This is a genomic window from Burkholderia sp. LMU1-1-1.1 (genome assembly GCF_040675865.1).
Lineage (GTDB): Bacteria > Pseudomonadota > Gammaproteobacteria > Burkholderiales > Burkholderiaceae_D > Rugamonas.
This window is the reverse complement of record NZ_JBEGHG010000016.1, coordinates 32,641-51,961: the sequence shown is the minus strand read 5'-3', so window position 1 is coordinate 51,961 and position 19,321 is coordinate 32,641. Positions and strand designations below refer to the sequence as shown.

Genomic DNA, 19,321 nt, shown 5'->3' with positions numbered 1-19,321 from the left:
TATGGTTTATCCAGTTTTATTTTTTACTCTTGGACAGCAGATATATCCCGGCGATCACCAGCGCGGTGCCGGCCAGTTGCCAGGACGTGACGGGCTCGCCCAACAGCAGCGCGCCCAGGAACAAGGTTGACACGGGGCCGATCATCCCCGCCTGCGAGGCGGCGCCGGCGCCGATGCGCTCGACGGCGGCCATCGTCATAAACACCGGCATCACCGTGCACAGGATGCCGTTGACCAGCGACAGGCCGTACACCTGCACCGGCTGCACCAGCGCCGACCCCGGCCGCAAAATGAAAAACTGGGCGATGCAGGCCACGCTGGAGACGCACATCGCGTACGACACCAGCCGCAGCGCGCCGAGCCGCTTGACCATTTCGCCCGACAGCAGCAAATAGACGGCGTAGGCGGCTGCCGATCCGGTCACGAGGGTCGCGCCCAGCGCCACGTTGCCGCCGCCGTTGCCCAGGTCGTGCAGAAACACGAACACGATGCCGCAATAGGAGGTCAGCAGCGCCAGCCACTGCTTGCCGCTGATGTGCTGCTTGAGCAGGGTGGAGCTGATCAGCAGCACGAAGGTCGGCGTCAGGAACAAAATCAGCCGCTCCAGGCCGACCGTGATGTACTGCAGCCCGAGGAAATCGAGAAAACTGGACAAATAGTAGCCGACCAGCCCCAGGCCGATCAGGCGCCAGCGGTCGGCCTTCGACAACGGCGCCCCGCTGCGCATCTTCCAGACGGCGACGGCGGCGAACACCGGCAGCGAAAAGATCATCCGGAACGCCAGCACGGTGACGGCGTCGAGGTCGTAGCGGTACAGCAGCTTGGCGACGATGGCCTTGGTCGAGAACAGCACCGCGCCGCCGATGGCGATTCCCAGGCCGCCCAGGTAGGCCGAGTTCACATTCGTTATGCTTTTGTCCATCCCTCGATTGTAAGGCCAAACGGCCCCGGCTGCGGAGGGCGGCGGTTTCGGCGCCCTGCCTTATGTTAAAATACCGCCCTCACCGCATAGCAACGACTATCGCCAACCCCGAACAAAACCGCGCCGAAGGAAGACTGAACATGGCTGGACACAGCAAATGGGCCAATATCAAGCACAAAAAGGCCGCTACCGACGCCAAACGTGGCAAGATCTGGACACGTCTGATCAAGGAAATCACCGTGGCCGCGCGCATGGGCGGCGGCGACATCCAGACCAACCCCCGCCTGCGCCTGGCGGTGGACAAGGCGGCCGACGCCAATATGCCGAAGGATAACGTGCAACGCGCGATCACGCGCGGCACCGGCGGCGAGGACGGCGCGGCCTACGAGGAAGTACGCTACGAGGGCTACGGCATCGGCGGCGCGGCCATCATCGTCGACTGCATGACCGACAACCGCGTGCGCACCGTGGCCGAAGTCCGCAACGCCTTTAACAAAAACGGCGGCAACATGGGCAACGAGGGCTCGGTGGCCTTCATGTTCAAGCATTGCGGCCAGTTCCTGTTCGCGCCCGGCACCAACGAGGACGCGCTGATGGAAGTGGCGCTGGAAGCCGGCGCCGAGGACGTGGTGGCCGACGAGGAAGGCGGCTTTGAAGTGCTGTGCGGCCCGCACGACTTCGCGGCCGTCAAGGACGCGCTGGAAGCGGCCGGTTTCAAGGCCGAAGTGGCCGAGATCATCATGAAACCGGCCACCGAAACCGTCATCACCGGCGACAACGCCGTCAAGATGCAAAAACTGCTGGACGCGTTGGAAGCGCTGGACGATGTCCAGGAAGTCTATTCCAACACGCTGATCGAAGACTGAGGATTTATGAAAATATTGGTAGTCGGCTCCGGCGGCCGTGAACACGCGCTGGCATGGAAACTGGCGCAATCGGAACGCATCCAGATGGTCTACGTCGCCCCCGGCAACGGCGGCACCGCGCGCGATTCGCGCCTGGTCAACGTCAACATCACCGATCTGCACGAACTGGCGACCTTCGTCGAGCAGGAGCATATCGGCCTGACCGTCGTCGGCCCGGAAACCCCGCTGGCCGGCGGCATCGTCAACCTGTTCCGCGCCCGTGGCCTGAAGGTCTTCGGCCCGACCAAGGAAGCGGCGCAGCTGGAGTCGTCGAAGGACTTCGCCAAGGCGTTCATGCAGCGCCACGGCATCCCGACCGCCAAATACCAGACCTTCTCGGACGTGGCGCAAGCGCACGCCTACATCGACGCCAACGGCGCGCCGATCGTCATCAAGGCCGACGGCCTGGCCGCCGGCAAGGGCGTGGTGGTGGCGATGTCGCTCGACGAAGCCCACCGGGCGGTCGACGACATGCTGGCCGATAACCGCTTCGGCGACGCCGGCGCCCGCATCGTCATCGAGGAATTCCTGGCCGGCGAGGAAGCGAGCTTCATCGTCATGTGCGACGGCAAGAACGTGCTGCCGCTGGCCACCAGCCAGGATCACAAGCGCCTCAAGGACAACGACGAAGGCCCGAATACCGGCGGCATGGGCGCGTACTCCCCCGCCCCGATCGTCACGCCGGCCATGCACGCCCGCGTGATGCGCGAGATTATCAACCCGACCATCGCCGGCATGGCGAAGGACGGCATCGTCTTCACCGGCTTCCTGTACGCCGGCCTGATGATCGATGCCGCCGGCAATCCGCGCACCTTGGAATTCAACTGCCGCATGGGCGACCCTGAAACCCAGCCGATCATGTCGCGCCTGAAAACCGACTTGGTGACGGTAATGGAACACGCCGTCAACGGCACGCTGGACACGGTCGAACTGGAATGGGACCGCCGCACCGCCGTCGGCGTGGTGCTGGCCGCCGCCGGCTACCCGGACGCGCCGCTCAAGGGCGCCGTGATCGAAGGCATTCCGGCCGAAACGCCGGAATCGGTGACCTTCCACGCCGGCACCGCCGAAGTGGGCGGCCAGCTGCAGGTCACCGGCGGGCGCGTGCTGTGCGTGGTCGGCCTGGCCGACAGCGTCAAGCTGGCGCAAAAGCAGGCCTACGAGGTGGTCGACCAGATCTCCTTCGAAGGCATGCAGTGCCGCCGCGACATCGGCTGGCGTGGCCTGAAACACTAACAAGCATGCTGTCCGCCCCGAATCCAGCGGCCGTCAAGGCCTTCCTGCTCGATCTGCAGGCCCGCATCGTCGCCGCGCTCGAAGCGCTCGACGGCAAGGCCTTCCTGCGCGACGAGTGGGAGCGCCCGGAGGGCGGCGGCGGGATTTCGCGGCTGGTCGAGGAAGGCAACGTCATCGAACGTGGCGGCGTCAACTTCTCGCACGTGATGGGCGCGAAGCTGCCGCCATCGGCGTCGGCCGCGCGTCCCGATTTGGGCGGCAACCCATGGGAAGCGATGGGCGTGTCGCTGGTGATCCATCCGCGCAATCCATATGCGCCGACGGTGCACATGAACGTGCGCTTCTTCACCACGACCACCATCAACGGCGAACCGGCATGGTGGTTCGGCGGCGGCATGGACCTGACGCCCTATTACGGCGACAAGGAAGACGTCAAACACTTCCACCAGAGCTGCCGCGACGCGCTGGCGCCGTTCGGCGACGACCTGCACGCGCGCTACAAGAAGTGGTGCGACGAGTATTTCTACCTGAAGCACCGCAAGGAGGCGCGCGGCGTCGGCGGCATCTTCTTCGACGATTTGAACGAAGAAGGTTTCGACCGGAGCTTCGCGCTGATGCAAAACGTCGGCAACGCCTTCCTGACGGCCTACCTGCCGATCCTGGAGCGCCGCAAGGACACGCCTTACGGCGAGCGCGAACGCGATTTCCAGGCCTACCGGCGCGGCCGCTACGTCGAATTCAATCTGGTGTTCGACCGTGGTACCCTGTTCGGCCTGCAGTCGGGCGGACGAACCGAGGCGATCCTGATGTCGATGCCGCCCATCGTCAAATGGCGCTATCGCTGGGAACCCGAGGACGGCACGCCGGAAGCGGCGCTGTACACCGACTTCCTGCCGCACCGCGACTGGCTGGCCGCGTGACAAAGGCCATGGCACAGCGGGTTGCACTGCTGGGCGGCAGCTACGATCCGGTCCACCACGGTCATATCGCCCTCGGCGCCTATTTCGCGCAATTGCTGCAAGTGGACCAGCTGCGCGTGATCCCGGCCGGCCTGCCGTGGCAAAAAGCCATGCTCAAGGCGACGCCGGAGCAGCGCGCCGAGATGGTGGCCATCGCCTTCAAGGGCCAGCCGTTCGACGTCATGATCGATATGCAGGAGATCGAGCGCGCCGCCAAGGGCCTGCCTACCTACACCATCGAGACGCTGCGCCTGGTGCGCGCCGAGCTGGGACCGGACGCCTGCATCGCTTTCGTGATGGGCGCCGACCAGCTCCAGCGGCTCGACACCTGGAATGAATGGCAGGCGCTGTTCGACTACGCCCATATCTGCGTAGCGGCCCGCCCTGGCTTCGACATAGGCGCCGCCGGCCTTCCGCCGGCGGTCGCCGCGGCGTTCTCCAGCCGTTTGGGAACGCCTGAACAAATCCGCAACACGCCGCACGGTCTGACTTATCTGGCACAAGACTTCGCGGTGGATATCTCCGCCACCGAAATACGTGCGGCATTACAACGGGGGGAACAGGCAAACTCGCTTATCCCGCCGCTAGTGCTAGACTATATTGAACAACACAATCTATACAAAAGCTAAATGGACATCAAAAAACTGCAATCCCTCGTCGTTGACGCCCTCGAAGACGTCAAGGCACAAGACATCACGCTGTTCGACACCACCCACCTGACCAGCCTTTTCGACCGCATCGCCATCGCCTCCGGTACCTCCAACCGCCAAACCAAGGCGCTGGCCGCCTCGGTGCGCGACAAGGTCAAAGCCGCCGGCGGCGACGTCTACGGCATGGAAGGCGAGGACACCGGTGAATGGGTGCTGGTCGACCTGGGCGACATGATCGTCCACATCATGCAGGCGCCGATCCGCGCCTACTACCGCCTGGAAGAGATCTGGGGCGACAAGCCGGTCAAGCTGGGCGCGGCCAAGCGCAAGTCGACCAAGGAAGGCGAGGAAGCCGACGCGCCGAAGAAGGTCAGCAGCCACCTGGCCGCCGGCAAAAAAGCCGTCGACGCCTCGCCGGTGATCGAGAAGAAGACCCCGGCCCGCAAGGCCGCCGCCGCCAAACCGGCCGCCGAGAAGAAACCGGCCGCCAAGAAGGCCGCCATCCCGGTCGGCAAAACCATCAAGGTCGGCAAGACCAAGAGCGCCGTCGCCTCGGCCGAAGCGCTGAAAGCCCTGCCACCGAAGCCGAAAGCGCCGAAGGCCGCCAAGCCGAAAGCCGACGAAGCGCCGGCCAAGACGGTCATCAAGCGTATCAAAAAAGTCGCAGAGTAAGCGTCCATGCAGCTGATCATCGCTGCGGTCGGCCATAAAATGCCGTCCTGGATCGAGACCGGCTTCGCCGAATACGCGAAGCGCATGCCGCCGGAACTGAAGATCGTGCTCAAGGAAATCAAGCCGGTCGACCGTTCGGGCAGCAAAACGGCCGCCACCGCGATGGCGCTCGAACGCGAGCGCATCGAGGCGGCGCTGCCGAAATCGGTGCGCATCATCGCGCTCGACGAGCGTGGCAAGGACCTGACCTCGGTCGGCCTGTCGCAGCAACTCGAGGCGTGGCAGCAGGACGGGCGCGACACCGCCTTCCTGATCGGCGGGGCCGACGGCCTCGATCCGGAGCTCAAGGCGCGCGCCGAGGGCCTGATCCGGATTTCCAGTATGACGCTTCCTCATGGTATGGTACGGGTATTGTTGGCCGAACAACTGTATCGCGCCTGGTCGATCACCCAGAACCACCCTTACCATAGGGTTTGACGGCGTTAAAGAAGCATCCCATGAAACTGGTCGAAAAAAAGATCTACCTCGCCTCCAAAAGCCCGCGCCGGCGCGAACTGCTGCGCCAGATCGGCATCGATTTTGAACTACTGCTGCTGCGCGCCGACGGTCCGCGCGGCGCCGACGTCACCGAGGAAGTGATCGAGGGCGAAGCGCCGCTCGACTACGTGGCCCGCGTGGCGCAGGAAAAAGCCGCCTTCGGCTACAACCTGGTACAGCGCCGCCACCTCAAGCCGCGCGCCGTGCTCACCGCCGACACCACCGTCACCATCGACGGCAAAATCCTCGGCAAACCGGCCGACCGCGCCGAAGCCAACGCCATGCTCACGCAGCTGTCGGGCCGCACCCACCAGGTGCTGACCGCCATCGCCGTGCATTCGGCCGACTTCACCGGGCAAATCACGCAGGTGTCGGAAGTGCGTTTCGGCGTGCTGTCGCCGGCCGCCATCACCGCCTATTGCGCCACGCTCGAACCGTACGACAAGGCCGGCGGCTACGGCATCCAGGGCCCCGCCGCGCAATTCATCGAACACATCGCCGGCAGCCATTCCGGCATCATGGGGCTGCCGTTGTACGAGACCGCGCAGCTGCTGCGCCAGGCGGGTTTGCCGCTGCCGTAAGTGGCGTGTATGATCAGTCTTCACATAGCCACAGAAGCCGCGCCAGCCGGCCGCCGAGACACATGAACGAAGACATCCTGATCAACATCACCCCGCAGGAAACCCGGGTCGCCCTGATTTTGCAGGGCGCCGTGCAGGAGCTGCACATCGAACGCACGCTCACGCGCGGCCTGGCCGGCAACGTCTACTCCGGCAAGGTGGTACGGGTGCTGCCCGGCATGCAATCGGCCTTCATCGACATCGGCCTCGAACGCGCCGCCTTCCTGCACGTGGCCGACATCTGGGAGGCGCGCCCGCACGACGGCGGCCAAAACGCCGCCCCCACCCCGATCGAAAAAATCCTGTTCGACGGCCAGGTGCTGACGGTGCAGGTCATCAAGGACCCGATCGGCACCAAGGGCGCGCGCCTGTCGACGCAAATCTCCATCGCCGGCCGCATGCTGGTGTACCTGCCGCAGGACGCCCACATCGGCATCTCGCAGAAAATCGAAAAGGAAGCGGAGCGCGAGGCGCTGCGCACGCGGCTCCAATCCCTGCTGCCGGCCGACGAAAAAGGCGGCTACATCGTGCGCACGCAGGCGGAGGACGCATCGGACTCCGACATCGCCGCCGACGTCGAATACCTGCGCAAGACCTGGGGCGCGATCATGCTCGGCGCGAAAACCAAACCCGCCACCACCCTGCTGCACCAGGATTTAAGCCTGGCGCAGCGCGTGCTGCGCGACTTCGTCCACGACGACACGGCCACCATCCAGGTCGACTCGCGCGAGAATTATCTGAACCTGGTCGAATTCGGCAAGGCCTACACGCCGGGCGTGCTGCCGCGATTGCAGCACTACACCGGCGAGCGGCCGCTGTTCGACCTGTACGGCGTCGAGGAGGAGATCCTGCGCGCGCTGGGCCGGCGCGTCGACCTCAAATCCGGCGGCTACCTGATCGTCGACCAGACCGAGGCGATGACCACGATCGACGTCAACACCGGCGGCTTTGTCGGCGGGCGCAATTTCGCCGACACCATCTTCAAGACCAACCTGGAGGCGGCGCACGCGATCGCGCGCCAACTGCGCCTGCGCAATCTGGGCGGCATCATCATCCTCGACTTCATCGACATGGAGAACAACGAGCACCGCAACGCCGTGCTGCAGGAGCTCAAAAAGACGCTGTCGCGCGACCGCACCAAGGTGTCGGTGTCGAACTTCTCGGCGCTCGGCCTGGTGGAGATGACAAGGAAGCGCACCCGCGAATCGCTGGCGCACATCCTGTGCGAACCCTGCCCGGCCTGCGCCGGCAAGGGCCAGGTCAAGACCTCGCGCACCATCTGCTACGAAATCCTGCGCGAGCTGCTGCGCGAAGCCAAGCAGTTCAACCCGCGCGAGTTCCGCATCCTCGCCTCGCAGGAAGTGGTCGACATGTTCCTCGAGGAGGAGTCGCAGCACCTGGCGATGCTGGGGGACTTCATCGGCAAGAAGATCTCGTTGCAGGTCGAGACGGCCTACCATCAGGAGCAGTACGACGTCATTTTGATGTGATAGAGCTACCTATTATCCCGCACAACGCACAATTTCTTAAAGCCGGTTTGGCTTCTGACGTTTAACTAGCCCCTACAGAACTTCCTATGCAACCATTTTCCATAACGCTATTCGCGACCACAGGCGATCCAGAAGGAATTCGTCATCTCGACAAGTCAAACTGGTCAGGGCATGGCGTGGTATTTAATCGCGAGCTCTTTCATCTGCTAAAGCAAGAGCCAGGTTTTTCCCAAGCCGGTGTCTACATCTTGGTAGGGAACGCTGCAGAAGAGACAATTTATATCGGTGAGGCCGATCCCGTTGGTGACAGATTGAAGAACCACGTCTCAAACAAGGAGGGCTGGGTGTGGGGCGTCTACTTCTTCGATCGAAATCACAAGATTGGCAAAACGGAAGTCCAATATCTTGAGTCCGCGCTGGTCTCGTTGGCAAAAAAATCTGGTCGCGCCATTCTTCTCAACAAGACCAGTCCTACTCTGCCTACCATGGGCCTTGCAGCAAGAGCCACTGCACAGGCATTTCTAGCGGATATGTTGCTGATTCTGCCTATGATTGGCATAAATGCGTTCACCATTGCAAAGCAGGAAGATTCTAACGACCAAGTTCAGCCTGTAGGCACCGAAGGCGACAAATTCGATACTATCGTCGTTCCTGCACGCGAGGAGGGATTCAATCAGCGCTTTCTGAATGAGGATTGCTGGTTCGCTGTGCGCATCAACGCGAAGCACATCGCGAAACTTAAATATATCGCCGCATATCGAGTTGCCCCCGTTGGCGCAATTACCCACATCGCGGACATCGCCGCAATTGTCCCATACAACGATACCGGTAAGTATATGATTAAATTTAAGACCCCAGCCATAGCGATCAATCCCGTCCCTCGCACAGAATCCAGCGAGATTAATATGCAATCAGCTCGTTATGCGCTGAGAGACAAGCTGTTGAACGCGAACACTCTGGATCATGTATGGGCATTGTAGAAATTTACTTTTTTGGATGGCTAAATTAAAACCCTGTCCAACAGATAGTGAAGATCAAAATTGCGCACCTGATTACATTTCCGAGCAATTTTGCATCGCCATTCCCGGATCAACTCTCCAGTCAGCTGCCCCCACTGCAATCGCTCATTGCTCCACCTCTCGCAAACTCAGCTCAAGCGCGCGGCGCAACGCATCGCGATCGGGCAGGTAGAGCTGGTATTTCTGCACGAAGAGCTGGCTGTTCATTTGATAGGTCGCGTACTCGACCAGCAATTCATCCTTGTGACGGCTGAGGATGATGCCGATGGGCGGGTTGTCACCCTGGACGTTTTCCTCGTTGGCGAAATAGCCCAGATACATATTCATCTGTCCGATGTCCTCGTGCTGAACGTCGTTGATCTTGAGATCGATGAGCACGAAACAGCGCAGAATGCGGTGATAAAAGACTAGATCAACCTTGTGGTGGCTATTGTTGATGGTCACGCGGTATTGCCGCCCGACGAAAGTGAAGCCCTTACCCAATTCCAGCAGGAAGGATTGAAGGTGATCGCAGAGCACCGTTTCAAGCTGGGTTTCAGAGACCCGATATGGCTCGGGGATTTTGAGGAACTCAAACACATACGGTTCGCGCAGCAGGTCGACGGGTTGTTCGACGACCTGCCCTTGTGCCGCAAGCTGGAGGATGCCAGCCTTATCCTTGCTGGCGGCCAGTCGCAAGAACAAGCCACTTTCCTTTTGTCGTATTAGCTCCCGCACCGACCAGCGCTCGAGGCTGGTTTGCTGCTCGTAAAATCCGCGTTCCAACGGATCGTCGATTTTCAACAATTCGACAATATGCGACCAGTTCAATTGGTGCGACAGCGTCGCACCATTTGGGAAAGATTGGTAAAACTGGCGAATGCGTATCAGGTTACTGCGGCTGAAGCCCTTGCCGTGGCGCAGACTCAAGTCCTTCGCCAGGCTGGCAAGCAACGCCGTGCCGTAATCAGCGCGGATTTTTCCACCTTGCTCAAATTCAACAATATGCCGCCCGACCTGCCAGTATGTCTCGATGAGCTGATTGTTGACGGTCTGCACTGCGCAAACACGGCCTTGAGTGTAGGTGCCGGAAATCTGCTCCAGCAAAGTCTGATAGTCAGGCGAGGTGGTCAGTGTCTTAATTTCATTGTCCATGGCTAGAACTCCATTTTCTTCACGTGCGCCGCTACGTTCTCGCTCAAGTAGGCGATCTTTATTGTGGAGTAAGTGCCACGGCCAAGAGTCTTTACTTTACCGTATGGGAGGCACAAGACAAAACGAAATGCGGCTGAAAAAGACGCTGTCGCGCGACCGCACCAAGGTGTCGGTGCCGAACTTCTCGGCGTTGGGGCTGGTGGAGATGATAAGAAAGCACACGCCCGAATCGCTGACGCACATCTGTGCTCCCCCTTCCCGGCCTGCGCCGGAAAGGGCCAAGTCAAGACCTCGCGCACCATCTGCTATGAGATCCTGCGCGAGCTGCTGCGCAAAGCCAAACAGTCTAACCCGCGCGAGTTCCGTATCCTCGCCTCGCAGGAAGTGGTCGACATGTTCCTCGAGGAGGAAAATCGCAGCACCTGGCGATGCTGGTGGACTTCACGGGCAAGAAAATCTGCACAGCTAGCCGGGCCCCGCAATCTCGACACGTTAGCTCCCTCTCGCGTTAGTGCTTTATGCCTTCTCGCTCCAGATAGTCAAGCAGGGGGCCTGGCTCGTCGGTCTGGATGGTGTCGACACCGGCCGCGAACAGTTCGCCCCACGTCTTGCCATTGGTGCGTAGCGCTTCCAGGTCGCCCCCCATGCCGATCACGCTTATCACCCCGACGGCGGTGAGACTATTGGCCCACAACCTGACCTTGGCCTGAGCCACCAGCTCGCGCAGCGGCTGCATCTGCGCCGGCGGCAGGAACACCAGCTCCACGCCGACCGGCTTGCGCCGCCCGGCCAGCTGCCGCCCGACGATCCGCGCCGCGCCTTGAACCTGCCGCGCGCCGGACCACGGACCGACGATCGGCATATAAGGCACCGACGCGAACGGCGGCTGGTCGGCCACCGCCCGCGCCGTCTGGTCGTTGACGAAACTCTTGACCAGCACGTACTGGCCCATGCCATGTTTGCCGGCCTCGGCGATGACTTGCGCGTAGATATCGTCGTCCTTGATATCCAGGTTGAGCATGATGCGGCCCTTGGCCGCCTCCAGCATCTCCGCCAGCGTCGGCACGCTTTCCCCGGTGAGCTCGGGCGACATGGCGCCGCCCAGGTTCTGCTTCAGGCGCAGGCCTTTGAGCTGCGCCAGTGTCATCGCGGACACCTTGCCGTGGCCGTCGGTGGTGCGGTCGACCGTGGCGTCGTGGATCACCACCAGCGTACCGTCGGCGGCGCGGCGCACGTCGAGCTCCATCATGTCGACGCCCAGCAGCACGCAGTGCTCCAGCGCCGGCCGCGAGTTTTCCGGCACGGCGGCCAGGGCCAGCCGTGGCGAGGCGTTGTGGCAGCCCCGGTGGGCGGCGATGAAGACGCCGGCGGCGGGATCGAGCAGCTTCTGGCGGATCTGCTCGGCGCGCGTGGCGGCCGCGCCGGGCACGGCGCTCAGCGCGGCCAGCGCGAACACGGCCAGCCGGGGAATGGAAAATAAAGAATTCATGGAGTCTCGGGTCCAGTCAAAAAGTTAAAAGTTCGGCGTGTAGCGCAGGCCGATCCACGCGACCATCGGCACCGAATAGGTGTCCTTGAGCAGGTTCTGCGCAGGACCGGTGTAGCTGGTCATGCGGCGGCGGTTGAGGTTTTGCACCTGGCCGAACACCGTCCACTCCGGGCTGATCCTGTAGCTGGCCTGCAGGTCGACCTGCGCGCGCGGCGCCCAGTACAGATCCTGCCAGGCGATATCAGGCACGATCGAGCGCAGCGCCTTGCCCTGGTAGTTATACGCGGCGCGCAGCTCCAGTCCCTTGCGTGCATAAAACACCGTCAGGTTGCGAGTCTGATCGGGCTGGCCCACCAGGCGGTCCAGGCGACGCGTTCCCCCTGCGGCTTTCAGCACGCTCATCTGGCCGTCCAGCACGCTCCAGTTGGCGCTGAAGCCGACATCGGCCAGCGCCGGATGCACCCAGCCCAGCGAATTGACGACGGCCGCCGCCTCCACGCCCTTGACCGAGGCGTCCGACGCGTTGGCCGGCATCGACACCAGCGCGTTGGCATATGTCACGCCCTGGTAGGTGTAACCGAGCGAGGACTGGTTGAATATCTCGTCGCGGATATCCTTGTTGAACACCGCCAGCGACAGCAAGCCGTTGGCCGCCTTCGGCAAGCGATAGTTCAGCGCCAGGTCGGTATTGGTCGACAGCCGCGGTTTGATCTGCGGATTGCCCACCGTGACCGTGACGCCCTGCGCGTTCGGATTGCCGGCGTCGCCGACGTTGACGAAGTTGATCGACGTGCGGGCGGCGTAGGAGTCGTAGGTCGGCCGGCCGATGGTCTGGCTGGCGGCGGCGCGCAGGTCCAGCTCGGGCGTCGCCTGGTACGTCACCTGAACCGACGGCAGCAGGAAATCGTACTTGGAGCTGGTCGGCAAGCCCACCCAGCTGCCGGCCACCAGCGCGCGGCCGTTGGTTTCCTGCTCGGTGCGGTCCTCGCGCAGGCCGAACAGCGTTTTCCACTGGTCGGTGTTGTAGCTCACCTGCGCATAGGCGCCGGCGGTCTTTTCCACATGCTCGAAATTGTCCTGGTTGCTGAAGTTGACCTGATTGGTGGTGTTCAAGCCGCCGGCCGCGCGCAGCGCGGCGATTTGCGCCAGCGCCCCCTGCGGATCGATGGTGATCAAGTTGAGTCCGCTCTGGTTGTACTTCAGCGGCGCGCCCGGACCGGTGACGCCGGCCAACGTCAGCGCTGGCATGCTGGTGTTGGGCTGCATGTCGTTGCGGAAGATGTTGTAGCTCGGCCGGTCCAGCGTGTAGGACACGCCGGCGGCAAAACCCAGGCCTGGCCGGTCGAGGTTGCGGCGGTAGTCGGCGCGCACGTTGCCGATGGTGTCGGTTGCGGAGCGGACATAGTTGTCGCGGTAGTACAGCAACTTGTAGTTGGCGAGATTGTTGTAAGCGGCCGGCGAAACGTTGAACGAATGATTCAGGCCGCTACTGTCGTAGTCGAACGCGTACTCCGGCGTCGCCACCGGCGTGGCGCCGCCGGCGCCGGGCGCGCTGTAGCTGGCGTTGGTGGCGTACTTCATCATCTGGATCGGCTCGCGGTAGGTCGCGCGCGAGACGTTGGCGCGCAGGCTGATGCTCTGGCTGTCGTCGATCTTCCAGTCGGCGCCGCTTTGCAACAGCTTGGTGGCGCTGGTCATGTCCTGCTGCGAAAAACCGACTTCGACGTCGGCGCCAGGGTAGGAACCGGACGTCGGCGTCTGGTTGAAGACCAGCGCGGTGTTGCGCGGATCGATCAGATTTTCGTTACGCTGCATCAGGTCGCGGAAACGGTAATAGCCGGCGGTCAGAAAGCCGTAGACTTGCTCGTTGGGCTTGGCTTCCAGCTTCACCGTCAGCCCGACCCGGGTGCGGTCGTCCTGCACATACCAGTATTTGTCCTGCTGCGGGACGGCGTAGCCGTTGCCCAGGTTGTTGCCGCTGAGGCGATTGCCCTTGCCGTCATAAAAATTCTCGAACACCGTATCGGTGGTCATGTGGGTGTCGGTGCTCGTTTCCAGTTTTTGGTAGTTGGCCGACACGACGGCGCCGTACTCGCGCGCCGGGCCGAAGGTGAAACTGCCGGTGGTGACCACGCGCTGGCCGACGCGGTCCTGCTTGCGCGGACGCGAGTTGTCGCTGGCGGCGCCACCGGAGCCCTCAAAGGTGAAGAACGGCTTGCCGCCGCGCTCGAACGCGCTGCGGGTTTTCAGGTCGATGGCGCCGCCGATGGCGTTCGGTTCCTGGTCGGCCGAGAAGGTTTTCGACACCACCAGTTCGCTGATCATCGACGACGGCAGCAAATCGAGCCGCACGCCACGACCGATGGAACCGAGGTTGCCGTTCGGCGTGCCCGGCGAGGCCAGCGGCGAGCCGTCGATGGTGACATTGTTGTAGGCGGCGCCAAGGCCGCGCAGCACCGGCGTGGCCGCCTCGTCGCGCGGATGTTCGTTGTCCAGCGTCGGCAGCACGGACAGGCCCGGCACGCGGCGCAGGGTTTCCACGATGGTGTTGTCCGGCAATCCCTGCACCTCGTTGGCGCTGACGACATCGGCGATGCCATTACGGTCGAGTTTGCTTTCAATGGCCCTCAGATAGGCGCGCTTGATGCCCGTGACGTTGACGACGGCCGTGGGCGCCGCCTCGTCCGGGCTTTCCTTGCCGTCTTGCGCATGGGCGTCCAGCGCGCAACCCAGCGCCAGCGCCGAGGTTGCCATCAGCCGATGGTGTTTGGAAATGGTGTATTGCATGGTCATGCTCTCCGATCCGGATAGGGGTGCGACACGCGGGGTCTCCTGGCCGGTGCGGCCGGGACGCTTTCAACGCCGAGCAGTGTAGGGCCGCGATCGCGGGCGTTTTTCCGTTTCACGGTGAAAAATCACCGTGAAACCCGCCGCGTCGCGGGCGCGCGGGCGCGTGCCCTCCCCCATGCACGGGGACGCCGGCGGCGGAAAAAAACGGCAAGGGAACGGGCCATGCGGGACGGCGGGGGGAATCAGGACTGGTTGACCCGCAGGCCGAGCACCTGGATATCGGTGCTGCCGTTGGCTTGCAACACGCACTGCAGCAAGACCTCGAAGTCGGCGATCGAGCCGTCCGGCCGCAGCGCCCGCTTCATCAGCGGAGCCATCGACGCCGGGCTCATCAAGTACTCGACGGCCGCGTCGGTGCCGGCGGAGGTGGTGCCGCCCAGCAGCAGCGTATAGCCGTCGCCGCTGAGATTGCGCTTCAAGCCGATCAGCGCGTAGCCGCGCCGGCTCGGGTCGCGGCCGGAGAACGCGTAGTCGGCTTGTTCGCCCTGGCGCGGTCGGTCGTTGCGGATGGCGTAATCGCCCGAGAGCGGATTCCAGTCGATGTGGAAATTGAACTGCTTGCGGTACAAGGCCCACCACGGATTGGAGTTCTCGACGCCGACCAGGATGGCGTTGCCGTGTTTAAGGTCGGCAAGATGCACATCGCGCGCGAAGCGGACATGGAAGCGCTGCGGCGCGGCGCGGGCACGCTTGCCCAGCTCGGACGCCAGCGTCACCGAGGACATGGCGGTGTAGCGGCGGGCGCCGTAATGGGCGACGCTCCTGGCGGTGCCGGCCGTGTCGGCATCGCCGGGATAATTCGTGTTGTAGTCGCTCAGATCGACCTGCCGGCGCACCTCGCTTTGGTACATCACCAGGCCATTGTCGGCCACGATCAGCGAGGTATCGGTGTCGGCCGACAGTATGGTGGCCCAAAAACGATCGCTGGCGTCGGCGTGCGCGACTCCAACGCCCCGCAGTTGCAAGAAGATCAGACCTGCCAGTATCGGGAGGGCCAGCACGGCGAACAGCCAGTGGCGACGGACTAGGGCTATTGACGTGGATAACGAGAAGGTCGAGGCTGGCCCGGACCATGGTGCGGAGCCGGGTATTGTGGTCGTGGCTGGCTCAGTTGGTGTAATCGGCGCGGCTTGCGCAATGGGCCCGGTTTGCCTGGTTTCCGCAATGGCCTTGGTGGGCTCGCCGGGGACGGCGGGCGGCGCCGACTTTTCAAGTGGCGGCACGACGGCAGCGGGGTCCGGCCTTGCATCGGCTTGATACTCCGGCGTGAATCGAGGCGGCGTCGCATCGACAAACACCGGCACGTAGGAACCGCGCGGAATGCTGATACGAAACCGGTCCTGACGCCCCTCTTCCTCGTAATAAGCGGCAAGACGCTGGCGCAGTAAACGCGCGCTGCTGCGCACGATGGTGTCATCGGAAGGGTTGAAGTGGTCAGGACGGCCGAAGACGGCCGTACCGATATTCTGTTCGCACAGGATTTTTTCACTACCTTCGGCGGTGGTCATGCACACATAGCGCAAGAACGCCGAGAGGCGTGCGCTCTTGGAAAACGTACGGCTGGCCAGAATGCGCGACATCGCTTCCATGAAGTGGTCACGATGAGCCGCCGACAACGACCTTTCGTCGGGCTTGATCGCTACTGTTTCCATGAACATCCGCTAACTTCCGTTTTAACGGGGGAAGTATAGATAGAATTTGTGACAGCATCGTGAATCATGGACGCTGAAATCCGTCCGTTCCCATCCGCAGGCGCCCGGCCAGGATTGTTACCGAAATAAGTAAAGTGCGATATTTGCATGACATGTCATCAACTTTTCATAGTTGGTGCGTAAGCTGCTGCCTCGCATGACCTCAGTTTCGTGTTTCCCCCGACAATCGACCTGGATCAATCCAATGCATACTTTTAATTTCGCGTTCGCACGCACGCAGGTGCATGCATGAGCCGCCGTGACTTCCTCCGCACCATGGGCAAATCCGCCGGCGCCAGTGCCGTGCTTGCGACCTTTCCACCGTCTATCCAAAAGGCGCTGGCCCTGCCTGCCAACCAGCGCACCCGCAGCCTGCAGGATGTCGAGCATATCGTCGTGCTGACGCAGGAAAACCGCAGTTTCGACCACTACTTTGGCACGCTGGAAGGGGTAAGGGGCTTCGGCGATCCTTTTCCGATTCCTGTGATGGACCGGCAAAATCTCTTCAGTCGCAAATCGGTCTTCGTGCAGCGCTCCGTCGGCGGGGCGCCGGTGCCTGGCCGGCCCAACTGGCCCCAAGGCCGCGCCATCGCGCCGTTCCGGCTCAACACGGTGCAGGACTTTCCCGTCATGCGCGTGGCCGGCACGCCACATAGCTGGCTCGACGCCCAACTGGCGTGGGACCACGGACGTATGAATGACTGGTGTACGGTCAAGCAGAACCACGCGATGGGCTATTACGCCGACGCCGACATTCCCTTCCAGTTCGCGCTCGCGCGCGCCTTTACCATCTGCGACCACTACCACTGCGCCACCCAGACCGGCACCAACACCAACCGGCTGTTTCTGTTCAGCGGCCACAACGATCCCCTGGCGGCCGCGGGCGGCCCGTCGACCGACAACAGCCGCGACGACTTCAATCCGGACATGTCCACCGACTACTTGTGGACCACCTATCCGGAGCGGCTTGAAGCGGCGGGTGTCAGCTGGCAGGTTTACCAGAACATGGCCGACAACTTCACCGATAACTCGCTGGCGGGATTCCGCTCTTTCCGCAACGCGTGGTATCGCCGGCCGGGCTATTCGCAATCCCTGCGCGATCGCGGCACCACCACGCGCGACCTCGACCTGCTCAAGGCCGACGTGCTTGCCAACCGCCTGCCGCAGGTCAGCTGGGTCGTCGCGACCGCCGAAGGCTCCGAACACCCGGGTCCCTCGAGTCCCGCGTCGGGCGCCGACTACATCGCGCGCGTGCTGGACGCCCTGACCGCCAATGCTGAGAGCTGGAGCAAGACGGTCCTGCTGATCAACTTCGACGAGAATGACGGCTTCTTCGACCACATGCCACCGCCCGCGGTCCCGGCGTACACGAGTGACGGCGGCAATCCGGCGCAGCCGCAGCTCGCCGGTGCGTCGACCGTCGATACGACCGGCGAGTACCATCACGTGCTCAACGGCGCCGATCCACGTACGCACCATCGCCCCTACGGTCTCGGGCCGCGCGTTCCGATGTATGTCATCTCGCCGTGGACCAAGGGCGGCTGGGTCAATTCGCAGGTCTTCGACCACACCTCGGTGGTGCGTTTCATCGAGGCGCGTTTCGGTGTGCGCGAGCCGCTCATCAGCCCATGGCGCCGCGCGGTGAGCGGCAACCTGTTGTCCTGTTTCGACTTCGCCAACCCGAACGACAACGGGTTCACGCAACTGCTGCCGGAAACGGCTGCGCGGCGTTCGATGGCGCTGAGCTTGCCAAACACCAAGGTGCCCGCAACGCCGGCCACCCTGGCGGCACCCGTCCAGGCTGCCGGCGTGCGTCCCGCGCGCGCGCTGCCCTACGAACTCCAGGTGCAGGCGCAGGTGCCGGCCGGGGGCGGCCAGGTGGAGCTCAGCTTCGAAAACCTGGGCGAAGCCGGGGCGGTGTTTCATGTGTACGACCGCCTGGCGTTGGAGCAAGTCCCGCGCCGCTATACGGTCGAACCTGGCAAACAGCTCAAAGGCCGCTGGAACACCGCATCCTCCTACGATCTTTGGGTACTCGGACCGAACGGCTTTCATCGCCACATCGTCGGCGACGTGCGCGGTGCGGGCAACGCTGCATGGCCGGAGATCTTCCTGCGCGCCGACCGCGGCGCCGGCGAGCTGATCATCGATCTGGTCAACAATGGCGCGCAGCCATGCACCTTCGAACTCACCGCCAACAAGTATTACGCGAGCAAGCCGTTGGAAGTGCGCGTCGTCGCACGCTCGAAGAGCACCGTCCGGCTTGCCCTGGCATCGAGTTCCAACTGGTACGACTACAGCCTGCGCGTGGGCGGCTTGCCGGGCTGGTTGCGCCGCTTCGCCGGCCATCTGGAAAACGGCTTGCCTTCCATCAGCGACCCGGCGATGCGCGGGGCGGCGCAACTTGACCAGTACCGCGTCATTTGACTTTTACAAGGAGCTTTTCATGAAGTGTCGATTTCTCGTTGCCGCGGCCTTGTTCGCCGTGGCGTGTAGTGGCAAAGCTGACGTCATGTACGGTCAGAACCTCATTGTCAACGGCGATGCCGAAGCCGGGGTGAGCGGCTGGACCGGCTACCCGGATTACAACATGGTGCAGTCGGTGGACTATGGCAACAACTGGGTGCTTCCCACCCAGCCTGGCCCGGTGGATCGCGGAACGAAGATGTTCGCCGGCTTCGGGCAGTATGCCGTGGGCGTTCAAACGCTGGACTTCGGCGTGCCGACGGCGCAGAACATTTCCTATTCCCTGAGCGGATGGCTCGGCGGCTGGGCCGACCAGGGCGATAACGCACTGTTCTTTGTGCAGTTTCTCGATGCGGGGAACAACGAGATAGGAAACGCCGCGATCGGTCCCGTCACCCCGGACGATCGCGGCAACCAGACGGGCCTGTACTACCGGGAGTCCTCGGGAATCATGCCTGCCGGCACCAGCAGGCTGTCGTTCTGGCTGTCGATGGAGCGCCTCGCTTCGAGCGACAACGACGGCTACGCGGATAACCTGTCCTTCATCGCGCGGCAGACCGCCAGCGTGGTGCCGGAACCGGGCATGGCGTCGATGTTCTTGCTGGGCTTTGGCGTGTTGGCCGGGGCGCTCCGCCACAACACGCGCGCGCGCATGTCGTCATTGGGGTAACTTGCTTCCCG

Annotated in this window: 16 protein-coding genes and 1 pseudogene; 12 read left to right on the top strand and 5 right to left on the bottom strand. The window is 62.9% G+C overall.

The window, feature by feature from the left end:
• Window positions 1–16 precede the first annotated feature (16 nt).
• On the bottom strand, window positions 17–922 hold the full coding sequence (locus tag MRBLMU1_RS15950) for a DMT family transporter (RefSeq protein WP_363503042.1): 906 nt from the start codon (window positions 920–922) through the stop codon (window positions 17–19).
• Window positions 923–1,062: 140 nt separating this feature from the next.
• Here MRBLMU1_RS15950 and MRBLMU1_RS15945 point away from each other — a divergent pair, with 140 nt between their 5' ends.
• From MRBLMU1_RS15945 to MRBLMU1_RS15905, 9 genes are all read left to right on the top strand, one after another.
• Window positions 1,063–1,788 (top strand): YebC/PmpR family DNA-binding transcriptional regulator, encoded by a 726-nt coding sequence (locus MRBLMU1_RS15945; protein WP_363503040.1) that lies wholly within the window; start codon window positions 1,063–1,065, stop codon window positions 1,786–1,788.
• A 6-nt stretch (window positions 1,789–1,794) separates the two neighbouring features.
• The gene (gene purD, locus MRBLMU1_RS15940; RefSeq protein WP_363503038.1) at window positions 1,795–3,063 is read left to right on the top strand and encodes a phosphoribosylamine--glycine ligase; all 1,269 of its coding nucleotides are present in this window, start codon (window positions 1,795–1,797) and stop codon (window positions 3,061–3,063) included.
• 5 nt (window positions 3,064–3,068) lie between these two features.
• Complete coding sequence (hemF, locus tag MRBLMU1_RS15935; RefSeq protein WP_363503036.1) at window positions 3,069–3,983, top strand: oxygen-dependent coproporphyrinogen oxidase; 915 nt, start codon at window positions 3,069–3,071, stop codon at window positions 3,981–3,983.
• An 8-nt stretch (window positions 3,984–3,991) separates the two neighbouring features.
• Window positions 3,992–4,651, top strand: coding sequence for a nicotinate-nucleotide adenylyltransferase (locus MRBLMU1_RS15930; RefSeq protein WP_363503034.1), 660 nt, complete (start codon window positions 3,992–3,994; stop codon window positions 4,649–4,651).
• Window positions 4,652–5,344 (top strand): ribosome silencing factor, encoded by a 693-nt coding sequence (rsfS, locus tag MRBLMU1_RS15925; RefSeq protein ID WP_363503032.1) that lies wholly within the window; start codon window positions 4,652–4,654, stop codon window positions 5,342–5,344. It begins immediately after the preceding gene.
• A gap of 6 nt (window positions 5,345–5,350) precedes the next feature.
• A complete protein-coding gene (gene rlmH, locus MRBLMU1_RS15920; protein WP_090323211.1) occupies window positions 5,351–5,821 on the top strand; it encodes a 23S rRNA (pseudouridine(1915)-N(3))-methyltransferase RlmH in 471 nt (156 codons plus the stop codon).
• A 20-nt stretch (window positions 5,822–5,841) separates the two neighbouring features.
• Window positions 5,842–6,462 (top strand): Maf family protein, encoded by a 621-nt coding sequence (locus MRBLMU1_RS15915; protein ID WP_363503029.1) that lies wholly within the window; start codon window positions 5,842–5,844, stop codon window positions 6,460–6,462.
• A 62-nt stretch (window positions 6,463–6,524) separates the two neighbouring features.
• Window positions 6,525–7,991, top strand: a complete 1,467-nt coding sequence (gene rng, locus MRBLMU1_RS15910) for a ribonuclease G (protein ID WP_363503027.1) — start codon at window positions 6,525–6,527, stop codon at window positions 7,989–7,991.
• Between the two features lie 86 nt (window positions 7,992–8,077).
• Entirely contained in the window at window positions 8,078–8,971 is an 894-nt protein-coding gene (locus MRBLMU1_RS15905; protein ID WP_363503025.1) for a GIY-YIG nuclease family protein, read from the top strand.
• Between the two features lie 144 nt (window positions 8,972–9,115).
• Here MRBLMU1_RS15905 and MRBLMU1_RS15900 read toward each other — a convergent pair whose 3' ends face one another.
• Window positions 9,116–10,144, bottom strand: a complete 1,029-nt coding sequence (locus MRBLMU1_RS15900; RefSeq protein WP_363503023.1) for a PDDEXK nuclease domain-containing protein — start codon at window positions 10,142–10,144, stop codon at window positions 9,116–9,118.
• A 133-nt stretch (window positions 10,145–10,277) separates the two neighbouring features.
• Between MRBLMU1_RS15900 and MRBLMU1_RS15895 the strand changes: the two are divergent.
• Window positions 10,278–10,656, top strand: a pseudogene (locus MRBLMU1_RS15895) (hypothetical protein); the annotation flags it as partial.
• On the opposite strand, the gene MRBLMU1_RS15890 reads toward MRBLMU1_RS15895, so the two are convergent.
• The 3 genes from MRBLMU1_RS15890 to MRBLMU1_RS15880 all read right to left on the bottom strand — a co-directional run bounded on the left by MRBLMU1_RS15890 (window position 10,653) and on the right by MRBLMU1_RS15880 (window position 16,141).
• Entirely contained in the window at window positions 10,653–11,633 is a 981-nt protein-coding gene (locus MRBLMU1_RS15890; RefSeq protein ID WP_363503021.1) for a glycerophosphodiester phosphodiesterase family protein, read from the bottom strand. The pseudogene MRBLMU1_RS15895 and the gene MRBLMU1_RS15890 sit on opposite strands and share 4 nt — an antisense overlap.
• A 24-nt stretch (window positions 11,634–11,657) precedes the next feature.
• On the bottom strand, window positions 11,658–14,426 hold the full coding sequence (locus MRBLMU1_RS15885) for a TonB-dependent receptor (protein ID WP_363503019.1): 2,769 nt from the start codon (window positions 14,424–14,426) through the stop codon (window positions 11,658–11,660).
• A 239-nt stretch (window positions 14,427–14,665) separates the two neighbouring features.
• Window positions 14,666–16,141: a hypothetical protein gene (locus tag MRBLMU1_RS15880; RefSeq protein ID WP_363503017.1), complete on the bottom strand. Its 1,476-nt coding sequence runs from the start codon at window positions 16,139–16,141 to the stop codon at window positions 14,666–14,668.
• 282 nt (window positions 16,142–16,423) lie between these two features.
• On the opposite strand from MRBLMU1_RS15880, the gene MRBLMU1_RS15875 reads away from it, so the two are divergent.
• Window positions 16,424–18,601 carry a phosphocholine-specific phospholipase C gene (locus MRBLMU1_RS15875; RefSeq protein WP_363503015.1) on the top strand — a complete coding sequence of 726 codons (2,178 nt, stop codon included), beginning with the start codon at window positions 16,424–16,426 and terminating at the stop codon, window positions 18,599–18,601.
• 19 nt (window positions 18,602–18,620) lie between these two features.
• Entirely contained in the window at window positions 18,621–19,310 is a 690-nt protein-coding gene (locus MRBLMU1_RS15870) for a PEP-CTERM sorting domain-containing protein (protein WP_363503013.1), read from the top strand.
• Window positions 19,311–19,321: the final 11 nt, after the last annotated feature.

Coding starts and splice junctions, on each gene's coding strand:
- MRBLMU1_RS15950 (WP_363503042.1), bottom strand. CDS start 922: ATGGACAAAAGCATAACGAATGTGAACTCGGCCTACCTGGGCGGCCTG.
- MRBLMU1_RS15945 (WP_363503040.1), top strand. CDS start 1,063: ATGGCTGGACACAGCAAATGGGCCAATATCAAGCACAAAAAGGCCGCT.
- purD (WP_363503038.1), top strand. CDS start 1,795: ATGAAAATATTGGTAGTCGGCTCCGGCGGCCGTGAACACGCGCTGGCA.
- hemF (WP_363503036.1), top strand. CDS start 3,069: ATGCTGTCCGCCCCGAATCCAGCGGCCGTCAAGGCCTTCCTGCTCGAT.
- MRBLMU1_RS15930 (WP_363503034.1), top strand. CDS start 3,992: ATGGCACAGCGGGTTGCACTGCTGGGCGGCAGCTACGATCCGGTCCAC.
- rsfS (WP_363503032.1), top strand. CDS start 4,652: ATGGACATCAAAAAACTGCAATCCCTCGTCGTTGACGCCCTCGAAGAC.
- rlmH (WP_090323211.1), top strand. CDS start 5,351: ATGCAGCTGATCATCGCTGCGGTCGGCCATAAAATGCCGTCCTGGATC.
- MRBLMU1_RS15915 (WP_363503029.1), top strand. CDS start 5,842: ATGAAACTGGTCGAAAAAAAGATCTACCTCGCCTCCAAAAGCCCGCGC.
- rng (WP_363503027.1), top strand. CDS start 6,525: ATGAACGAAGACATCCTGATCAACATCACCCCGCAGGAAACCCGGGTC.
- MRBLMU1_RS15905 (WP_363503025.1), top strand. CDS start 8,078: ATGCAACCATTTTCCATAACGCTATTCGCGACCACAGGCGATCCAGAA.
- MRBLMU1_RS15900 (WP_363503023.1), bottom strand. CDS start 10,144: ATGGACAATGAAATTAAGACACTGACCACCTCGCCTGACTATCAGACT.
- MRBLMU1_RS15890 (WP_363503021.1), bottom strand. CDS start 11,633: ATGAATTCTTTATTTTCCATTCCCCGGCTGGCCGTGTTCGCGCTGGCC.
- MRBLMU1_RS15885 (WP_363503019.1), bottom strand. CDS start 14,426: ATGACCATGCAATACACCATTTCCAAACACCATCGGCTGATGGCAACC.
- MRBLMU1_RS15880 (WP_363503017.1), bottom strand. CDS start 16,141: ATGTTCATGGAAACAGTAGCGATCAAGCCCGACGAAAGGTCGTTGTCG.
- MRBLMU1_RS15875 (WP_363503015.1), top strand. CDS start 16,424: ATGAGCCGCCGTGACTTCCTCCGCACCATGGGCAAATCCGCCGGCGCC.
- MRBLMU1_RS15870 (WP_363503013.1), top strand. CDS start 18,621: ATGAAGTGTCGATTTCTCGTTGCCGCGGCCTTGTTCGCCGTGGCGTGT.